Annotated in this window: 5 protein-coding genes; all 5 read right to left on the reverse strand. The window is 47.5% G+C overall.

Annotated elements, in window-relative coordinates; all coding sequences use genetic code 11:
- Nucleotides 1–1018: nicotinate-nucleotide--dimethylbenzimidazole phosphoribosyltransferase (gene cobT / locus GX089_12005; GenBank protein NLP03211.1), on the reverse strand; the 1018-nt coding region annotated here is incomplete at its 3' end.
- Nucleotides 1019–1021: 3 nt separating this feature from the next.
- Nucleotides 1022–1573, reverse strand: a complete 552-nt coding sequence (gene cobU / locus GX089_12010; protein ID NLP03212.1) for a bifunctional adenosylcobinamide kinase/adenosylcobinamide-phosphate guanylyltransferase — start codon at nt 1571–1573, stop codon at nt 1022–1024.
- A complete protein-coding gene (locus tag GX089_12015; protein NLP03213.1) occupies nt 1555–2358 on the reverse strand; it encodes a sugar phosphate isomerase/epimerase in 804 nt (267 codons plus the stop codon). The genes cobU and GX089_12015 overlap by 19 nt, the downstream gene beginning before the upstream one ends.
- The gene (gene cobO, locus GX089_12020) at nt 2355–2876 is read right to left on the reverse strand and encodes a cob(I)yrinic acid a,c-diamide adenosyltransferase (protein ID NLP03214.1); all 522 of its coding nucleotides are present in this window, start codon (nt 2874–2876) and stop codon (nt 2355–2357) included. The genes GX089_12015 and cobO overlap by 4 nt, the downstream gene beginning before the upstream one ends.
- 15 nt (nt 2877–2891) lie before the next feature.
- Nucleotides 2892–3121, reverse strand: a 230-nt coding sequence (locus GX089_12025) for an adenosine nucleotide hydrolase (protein ID NLP03215.1), incomplete at its 5' end; no start/stop codon positions are given.

Genomic DNA, 3121 nt, shown 5'->3' on the forward strand with positions numbered 1-3121 from the left:
AAGTAAATGTAGCCATCTGATGATAGCAGTTGAGCGCCTGCTCAATAATATTCAATGACAAAACCGCTCCTGTTCCCTCGCCAAGACGCATTCCCAGATCAAGAATCGCGCTCACATTCATCTCTGATAGAGCCTTTTTGTGGTACTGTTCATCTGAGGCGTGTCCAAACAGAAGATAATCGGAAACATGGGGATGCATCCGGCAGGCACAGAGTGCTGCGGCAGTAGCAATGAATCCGTCAACAACGACAGGAACCTGTTTTAACGCACACCCGATGATAAATCCGGTCATCCCGGCGATTTCAAATCCCCCCACCCTCCTGAGGGCATCAAACGGGGTCCTGTCCCATTGTGTTCTGTGAAGTTTTACGCTTTCAGAGATGATTCTTTTCTTCTTCTCCAGCAGCTCAAAAGATGCCCCGGTACCTCTTCCCACAGTAGTATCAGGATCGATATCGAGAAGCATTGAGTAAAGAGCAGAGGCTGATGAAGTATTGCCGATTCCCATTTCACCAATGGCACAGATATCAGCAGTGGTTTCACAGCCCAGATCAAATCCGGCATCAAGCGCCATGGCACATTCCTGAATTGACATGGCTGGTCCGTGCCGGAAATTACCTGTCCCCTTTCCGGCAGATCTTGATATAAGTAAAGGATGACTCTCGAAGGTTCCTGCTACCCCCATATCTACGACATGATAATCTATGCCGGCATTTTTACACATCACTGTCACTGCAGCCCCACCGGCAAGCATGTTTTTTACCATCTGAACAGTCACTTCCATGGGATATGGAGTGATTCCTTCAGCGGTGATTCCATGGTCACCAGCAAAAACATAGAGTTCCCTGCTTCTTATACGGGCATCCGGCGTACCCTTGATCAGACAGAATGTGGCAGCGATTTCCTCCAGACGTCCAAGACTCCCCGGGGGTTTTGTAAGACTTAAAAGCCTTTGCTCAATCTGACTGAACAGTTCCGGGTTTTCAATTGGTTTTATTACTGCTTCTGAAAACTTCATCTGTTAACCCCTTCCATTGTTTTTCTTGATAGGTACAGCAATTCCTGCAACACACAGATAGACCTCATCTGCTTCACGTGCGAAACGCTGGTTCAATTTACCTATAATATCGCGGTAACGTCTTGTCTGCGGATCAGGAGGTACTATCCCCCAGCCCACCTCATTTGAAACCACAAAAAGAGCACCACGGGATCTCTGCCGCCACTCCCTGACAGCAGAGAGAAGATCCTCTGCAGCAGCATTCATGCTGTCCTCATCACCCGATGACTTATGCCAGACATTGCCAATCCATACTGTGCAGCAGTCAATGATAACAACCGAATCGTTTCCCACTCCCCTCACCGCATCCCCTGGCCTCAGCGGTGCCTCAACGGTTTTCCAGTCCTCTCCGCGTTCCAGACGATGATCTGTGATGCGCTTGCACATCTCCTGGTCGAAAGGTTCCGCTGTTGCTATAAACACCTTTTCAGACGCAGAGAGAAGATTCCCCTGCTGGAGTGCCCAGGAGCTTTTTCCTGAGCGCACACCTCCTGTAACTAAGGTAAGAGTTCCCATAACCGGCCAAGAACCTCCATTGATAGATGTAAATCCTTTTCATTAAAAATTTCCAGTGTCAAAACACCTCTGTATCCTGCATCTTTGAGCAACATTAAAAATCTTCTCTGCTGCTCCCTGTCCCCATCAGAGAGGGAAATATGATCTTTACCCTCATGCACGCCATGAAAATGTACAACTGCAGTGTCAGGAATAAGTTTCACGCAAAGGCTCTCCCAGTCAAGACCGGACTGAAGCCACAGGTGTCCTATGTCAAAACAATACGATGTGTTGAATACGGTTGCAAACGACTCGTTCCACTCAACAGGATAAGAGAGATTTTCTATGGCGATAAGGCGCTGGTTTTCTGCTCTTTTCACAAGATCCGACACAGTTTCCCTGCACCACTTCTGCCATCGTGAGAGCTCCTCCTTACCGGAACCCTTTTCAATTCCCTCAAGGTGAAGTATCCATGCCCTGGGAGAGAGTTTATGAGTAAGATCTATGATCCTGCAGGCTTCATCCCTGAACTCTCTCCTGACCCTTTCGTCAGGATCACCCGCCTTTCTGTCAATTGGCAGATGCACGGTGTACCCACACCCGTTATATTCCGCAATTGTCCTGAGCTCACTTATATCATTTGCGGAAGGGATATTGGAAAATGAAGATGATTCGAAGAGAATCAGTTCTATATCATCAACAATTGGAGAAATCACCTTTACATTAGGTATAATACCATCCGGAATAATGTAACTTGTAGTCCCCAGGAGGAAAGGGTACTTTTTTTTCTTTTTCCTGCCGGTCATCGTTCTATTCCAGTCCTTGCTTCCACACCATTTGCGTAGTAGTGTTTTATCTCTCTCATTTCCGTTACCAGATCAGCCTCATCGATAAGCTTCTGGGGCGCATAACGGCCAGTAACAACAACTTCACACTCCGGTTTTCTCTCTCTTATCACCTCTATCAGTTCATCTACAGTAAACAGAGAGAAGAAAACTGCAATATTAGCCTCATCCAGAATAACCACATCGTAAAGCCCCTCTCTGAGATATTCGCGGACCTCTTTAAGCCCTGCTACCGCAGCATCGACATCCTCCTCCTGCCCGGCCTCCTTCTGTATAAAGCACCCCCGTCCGTACTGGCGGATCGTTATCAGATCGGAAAACCTCTGGAGAGCTTTAATCTCACTGTACTTCATTCCCTTTACAAACTGAGCCAGAAGTACCCGCAGACCAGCCCCTGCAGCCCTGATCGCCAGTCCTATGGCTGCGGTAGTCTTTCCCTTACCGTTTCCTGTGTAAACCTGCAGGTATCCTTTTTTCACGGTTGCTCCTCTCCCCTAAAACGAAACTCTCAGCGGAAGAAAACAGTATTTCTCTTTACTGAATGATTCACCCCTGATCAGGTTGATCTTTTTCCTGAACAGAGGCCCATCGTAAACAAATGTATGGTACTCACCGTTTTCTCCGCACGGATCAACACCAATTCTCTCCAGTTCCCCAATCAGATCCGGATCGATTTCCCGACCAAGGAATTCCGATGGCATCATTGAGCAATTTACAACCACTA

The sequence above is a fragment of the Fibrobacter sp. genome, assembly GCA_012523595.1.
Lineage (GTDB): Bacteria > Fibrobacterota > Chitinivibrionia > Chitinivibrionales > Chitinispirillaceae > JAAYIG01.

Coding starts and splice junctions, on each gene's coding strand:
- GX089_12015 (NLP03213.1), bottom strand. CDS start 2,358: ATGACCGGCAGGAAAAAGAAAAAAAAGTACCCTTTCCTCCTGGGGACT.
- cobU (NLP03212.1), bottom strand. CDS start 1,573: ATGGGAACTCTTACCTTAGTTACAGGAGGTGTGCGCTCAGGAAAAAGC.